Source organism: Rhodovulum visakhapatnamense, from assembly GCF_004365965.1.
GTDB classification, from domain to species: Bacteria; Pseudomonadota; Alphaproteobacteria; order Rhodobacterales; family Rhodobacteraceae; genus Rhodovulum; species Rhodovulum visakhapatnamense.
In genome coordinates this window covers 1-4,970 of record NZ_SOEB01000059.1, presented here as the reverse complement: position 1 = coordinate 4,970, position 4,970 = coordinate 1, and the positions used below count along the sequence as shown (strand labels likewise).

Genomic DNA, 4,970 nt, shown 5'->3' with positions numbered 1-4,970 from the left:
CGTGCGGTGCGCCTTGAGATAGGTCGCGTCGATCATGATGGTCTTATGCTCGGCACTCTCTGCGGCCAGGCCGACCATGATCCGGGCAAAGACCCATCACTACCGCTATGTGGGCGCTTTTCGCGAGATGAAGCGCATCCTCGACAGCGGCGCGCTGGGACGCGTCACCCATGTTCTGGCCGAGGCCTACGGCCCGGTGGTGCTGCGCCCCAAGCGGACCACCTGGCGCACCGACAAGGCCGAGGGCGGCGGCTGTCTTTACGACTATGCCGCGCATCCGCTGAACCTGCTGAACTGGTTCTTCGGCGCGCCCGCCCAGGTCACGGGCTCGGTGTTGGACCAGGTCTTCTCGGAGGGCACCGACGATCAGGTGATGTCGACCCTGCGCTGGGAGAACGGCCCCACCGCCCAGCTCTCGGTGAACTGGAGCGACGAAAGCCATCGCAAGATGTCGGCCAAGATCGCGATGATCGGCACCAACGGGCGGCTCTATGCCGACCGGCAGGAATGCCAGCTTTACCTGCGCGACCCGGTCGAGGCGCTACCGGGCTATGAGGCGGGCTGGACGGTCAAGTATACCACCGAGCTGACGGACGAGACCTGGTTCTACCTGCGCGGTGAGGAATATTCCGCCCAGCTCGACGATTTCATCACGGCCGTCGCCGAGGGCCACAAGACGGCCCGCGAAAACAGCTTCCGTTCGGCCGCCGAGACGGACCGGACCATGGCCATGATCATCGGCAATGCCGAGACCGGCCTGCCCGTCGGCGAGGCCCCCACCGCATCCAGGCCCGAGCCCGCGCGCAAACGCGGCTGGTTCCGCCGCTGAGAGCAGAAAGGAGACGCCCATGGACCGCCTGCTGTTCGGCGACAACCAGTTCTTCGGCATCAACCACATGTCCGAGGAAAAGGCCCGCGCCCAGGCCATGCGCTTTCAGAAGACCGATGCGATCATGGAGGTGCTCGACACCGCCTATGACGCGGGCATCCGCACCTTCATGTGCACCACCCATGACCGGATCGCCGGGATCGTGGACCGGGTGCGCGCCGATCCCGTCCGCTATGCGGATTTCCAGTTTTATCCCTGCATGCCCTATGCCCACAAGTACGCCAATGCGGTGACCGAATATGGCATGGTCGGCGCGTTGCGGCATTTCATGCCCGAGGACGGGCTTCTCGCCACGGCGCTGGCGGGCGGCAAGGCGCTGGCCACGCGCGAGATCGACGGCATGGCCCGGGTGCTGATCGACATGGAGATGAAGATGTTCGCGGGTACGAAGACCCCGGTGATCTTCGTGCAGAACGTCTTCACCGACCTTCTGCTGGGCATGGGCTTCACCCGGGCCTTCCGGATCTTCCATGACCATATCGTCGAGAAATACGGTGCCGAGCCCGCCTATATCACGATGAACATGCCGATGCTGCTGGAGGCCCTCGAGAAGGAGGGGATCGAGCGGCCGATCATCTGTTCCAACATCAACAAGATCGGGTTTCGCATGTCGGGCGGGTTCGACGCCTATCTCGACGCGCTGAAATCGGGCCGGGTGCGTGCGGTGGCGATGTCGGTCTATGCCTCGGGCGCGATCCCGGCCGACGAGGCGATCCACTGGATCTCGGAACTGCCGGGGGTCGAGGCGATCGTCTTCGGCGCCTCCTCGGCGGGCAACATCCGCAGCACGCGGGCGCTGGTCGACAAGTACATGAAGGAGGCCGCGTGATGGCGGACGGCACGACCGTGAAGGAGGCCGCGGCGGCCCGGCTGGCCACGGCCTCCCGCGTTCCCATGCTGAACGCCTATGTCCATGACATCTCGATGGACGACCTGGTGGCGGGGTTCACCGAGGGCGCGCTGCTGACGCTGCATGTCGACATGGCGATGAAGCTGCAGCAGGACCGCGCGTTTCACGACATCGTGGGCAAGTTCGACGTGATCACCTGCGACAGCCAGATCATGTACTTCGCGACGAAATTCCTCGGCACGCCGGTGCAGGAGCGGGTCTCGGGCTCGGACTATTTCCCGCGCTTCTACATGCATCACAAGGACAATCCCGATATCACCGTCTTCCTGATGGGCGGCAAGCCGGGGATCGCCGAGAAGGCCGCGGCCAATGTCAACGCCAAGGTCGGGCGCGAGATGATCGTGGGCTGCTGTTCCCCCGCCTTCGATTTCGAGACCCGGGCGGGCGAGACGGACCGGATGATCGAGGCGGTCAATGCCAGCGGAGCCACGGTCTGCGTGGTGGGGCTGGGCGGCGGCCGGCAGGAAAAGTTCATCATGCGCCACCGGGACCGGATGCCTGGGGTAAGGCTCTGGCTGCCTCTGGGCGGCACGATCGACTATGAAAGCGGGACCTTCGAGCGGCCACCCTCCTGGGTGACCGAAGGCGGGCTAGAATGGCTTTATCGCCTGCTGAAGGAGCCGCGCGCCCGTTTCCACCGCTACGTCATCCACGAGCCGCCCTTCCTCTGGGCGGTGCTCAAGCAGAAGCTGGGGCTCTACCGGGATCCGTTTGCATAAGGGAAGCCCGCCGTATGGCGGGGTGCGCGCCGTTCCCTGCGGTTTCTATGCTGTGGCAAGACGCGGTCGCGAGGTGTATCTTTTGGCCCATTGCGTGATGGGTCGCTCGAAATAGAACGTTGAGAGATGGGCCAGCGCGAAGGCGGCCAGAATGCCCAGCGGCCGTTTCACCAGGTAGATATCCCACTCTCCGCCGCTGGCGAACCAGTCATGCCTGAAGGGCGAGTGCCAGACATAGAGCGCGAAGGAGATCGTCGCGATATAGGCTAGGATCCGGTGGCTTAGCAGCCCTGCCTGCCAGCTGCCCTTCCGCATCGCAAGGACCGATCCGATCATGCCGGCCGCAAGATAGGGCCGCATATATCCAAGTGCCCCGCTCGGCGGCCAGCATGAAAGTAACCAGAGCAGGACGAGCGGCCAGAACAGGGCCGGAAGCACGGTCCAAAATCTTGTCAGATATCTGTTCCGTCGGTGGATGAAAGCAAGTGCCAGCATCGAGCCGGAAAGAATCTCGTCAATTCGGAAATGGGTGCCGATGGCACCGAAGACATTGTGCTCCACCCGCAGAGCCATCACCACGGCGGCGGCAACCGGGACAAGTACGAAGCCGCGGCGGCCGAAGAACAACACCGCAAGGGCGATCCCGAGATAGAAATGCATCTCGACCCCGAGGGACCAGAGCGGGCTGATATAGGGGATGATCGCTGAATGCCAGTAGTTCAGGACGTAGAGATTGGCGGCGGCAAAGCTGTCCAGCCGGTGCTGTAGCAGCACTGTGTAGATGAACGAGACCAGTAGGACGAGCGGCATGATCCGTGCGGTGCGGCGGATCAGGAACACCTTCACGTCCGGACGGTCCCAGAGGAACCGCGAGATCAGGAAACCTGAAAGCGCGAAGAAGACGCTCATGCCCATGTAGCCGGCCGTCACGTTCAGTTGCCAAGGGGCAGGCCCCAAGGGGAGCATGTGACAAGCCAGAACCGCCAGGATGCTGAAAGCGCGGAAGCCATCCAGTTCTTGCAAATGCGGTTCTTCAGGGATCTGGCTTTGCAACTGCTGAGAAGGCATTCCGGCAATGTTCCGCTATGGCTGGGATATGAGTTTCCGCAAGTGCTATGGCCCCGCACGAATAGAGCGCGGCGCCGGGATCCTTGTTAACTTGCCCCGGGCTTGCAGCCTTTGGGTGCTGCAGGACAAGCGTAAACGCCTCCTCGATGCCGGTTGCCCCGGCATCGAGGAGGCGGTCCGCGTGTTCCATTCCCTTCGGGCTTCATGCTCGGAAGCGTGGCGCGCCCAAAGAACAGCTTGCCTAGGAGACGGCGCCCGGATGGACCCGCACCTGAATCCCCGCCACGGTCTCAGGACCGGCTGCTCAGGCTTGGCGCCTGCGTGCCGCCAGGCCGAAGGCGCCAAGCCCAGCGAGAAGCAGCGGCAGGCCGGCCGGAAGCGGAACGGGTGGAATGATGGCGGCCGGGTCGCCCAGATCGGCCAGGCCGTAGCGGTTCACGATGGTGCTGCCGCGTTCGAGGTCGAACCAGCCGAAGCGGTAGCCCAGGAATTCGACCAGGCCATCGTCGCCATCGCCCTCCTCGCAGGCCTGGGTGGTTTCATCCACGCAAGGTCTGTAGGTTTCCAGCACGAAGCCGATAATCGCGGTGTCGCCGATTTCGCCCAGTTCCCCCGCTTCGCCGGCTACATAAAGTTCGGCATAGGGCAAGATACCAAGCTCTTGGGGAGAGGTCAGGCCAACCTCGGATCCGGGCTCGAAGAAGGCGGTCGCGGCATTGCCGGGGGAATCTTCGACGCCCAGCAGCCAAGCGTAGGAGAAGTAGCCCAGGCTTTCGGAGAACGGGCTTCCTTCTGCCGCGAAGACAGCGCCGTAGTCGCCGTCCTCTCCGCCTCCATAGAAGTAGAAATCGTTCCAGCCGTCCCCATCGACGTCAAGGCCGGGGAAAGACCCGTTCGAGGCCACCAGAGGGGGATCCAGCGTGGTGATGACGGTTGCCGCCTGTGTTTCCAGCGAGGAGAGGCCCAGAAGGGCGAGGCCGCTGAAAAATGCAGTAAAGCCATAGTTTTTCATGAAATTCTCCCAAGAAAGAACCGAGACGGACGGCACGTCGCACACTCCCCTAGATCGTCGCTGGAATTGGTTAACAGGTCAATAATTTCGTTGCGTTCCTGGTGAAGATATCCTGAAGGGCAGGGGGGAGCCCGTGCTAGGTGTTTGATCCCACGGTTTGATGGTGTGATCCTTTCGAAGGAATGGAAGGAAGCCCTATGGGACAAGTTCGTCACGGCAGCGCCACGACCACGCACGCTATCCGAGCTGCAATACAGCGATCGCAAGCTTCGACCGCGGCGCTAAGCCGGGAACTCGGGATCAATCCGAAGACGGTCGCGAAGTGGCGTAAGCGCGAGACGGTCGCGGACCGCAAGACTGGTCCGAAGGAAC

General features: G+C 62.9%; 6 protein-coding genes and 1 pseudogene. 4 read left to right on the top strand and 3 right to left on the bottom strand.

Features of this window, described 5'->3' with window-relative positions; all coding sequences use genetic code 11:
* Positions 1-93, bottom strand: a pseudogene (locus tag EV657_RS21075) (IS5/IS1182 family transposase); the annotation flags it as partial.
* On the opposite strand from EV657_RS21075, the gene EV657_RS21070 reads away from it, so the two are divergent.
* The 3 genes from EV657_RS21070 to EV657_RS21060 are packed head-to-tail and all read left to right on the top strand — an operon-like array spanning position 77 to position 2,518.
* Entirely contained in the window at positions 77-829 is a 753-nt protein-coding gene (locus EV657_RS21070; RefSeq protein ID WP_166673764.1) for a Gfo/Idh/MocA family protein, read from the top strand. The pseudogene EV657_RS21075 and the gene EV657_RS21070 overlap by 17 nt on opposite strands.
* A 19-nt stretch (positions 830-848) precedes the next feature.
* Complete coding sequence (locus tag EV657_RS21065) at positions 849-1,718, top strand: hypothetical protein (RefSeq protein WP_134079805.1); 870 nt, start codon at positions 849-851, stop codon at positions 1,716-1,718.
* Positions 1,718-2,518: a WecB/TagA/CpsF family glycosyltransferase gene (locus EV657_RS21060; protein WP_134079803.1), complete on the top strand. Its 801-nt coding sequence runs from the start codon at positions 1,718-1,720 to the stop codon at positions 2,516-2,518. The genes EV657_RS21065 and EV657_RS21060 overlap by 1 nt, the downstream gene beginning before the upstream one ends.
* Before the next feature lie 45 nt (positions 2,519-2,563).
* On the opposite strand, the gene EV657_RS21055 is transcribed toward EV657_RS21060, so the two are convergent.
* Together EV657_RS21055 and EV657_RS21050 are read right to left on the bottom strand one after the other, a co-directional pair.
* Positions 2,564-3,586 (bottom strand): acyltransferase family protein, encoded by a 1,023-nt coding sequence (locus EV657_RS21055; RefSeq protein WP_134079801.1) that lies wholly within the window; start codon positions 3,584-3,586, stop codon positions 2,564-2,566.
* A gap of 304 nt (positions 3,587-3,890) precedes the next feature.
* Positions 3,891-4,598: a VPLPA-CTERM sorting domain-containing protein gene (locus EV657_RS21050; protein ID WP_134079800.1), complete on the bottom strand. Its 708-nt coding sequence runs from the start codon at positions 4,596-4,598 to the stop codon at positions 3,891-3,893.
* A 197-nt stretch (positions 4,599-4,795) separates the two neighbouring features.
* Here EV657_RS21050 and EV657_RS22430 point away from each other — a divergent pair.
* On the top strand, positions 4,796-4,970 hold a 175-nt coding region (locus EV657_RS22430), incomplete at its 3' end, for a helix-turn-helix domain-containing protein (protein WP_425057280.1).

Excerpts from the sequence above, each read along its gene's own strand:
- EV657_RS21070 (WP_166673764.1), top strand. The coding sequence starts at position 77 with ATGATCCGGGCAAAGACCCATCACTACCGCTATGTGGGCGCTTTTCGC.
- EV657_RS21065 (WP_134079805.1), top strand. The coding sequence starts at position 849 with ATGGACCGCCTGCTGTTCGGCGACAACCAGTTCTTCGGCATCAACCAC.
- EV657_RS21060 (WP_134079803.1), top strand. The coding sequence starts at position 1,718 with ATGGCGGACGGCACGACCGTGAAGGAGGCCGCGGCGGCCCGGCTGGCC.
- EV657_RS21055 (WP_134079801.1), bottom strand. The coding sequence starts at position 3,586 with ATGCCTTCTCAGCAGTTGCAAAGCCAGATCCCTGAAGAACCGCATTTG.
- EV657_RS21050 (WP_134079800.1), bottom strand. The coding sequence starts at position 4,598 with ATGAAAAACTATGGCTTTACTGCATTTTTCAGCGGCCTCGCCCTTCTG.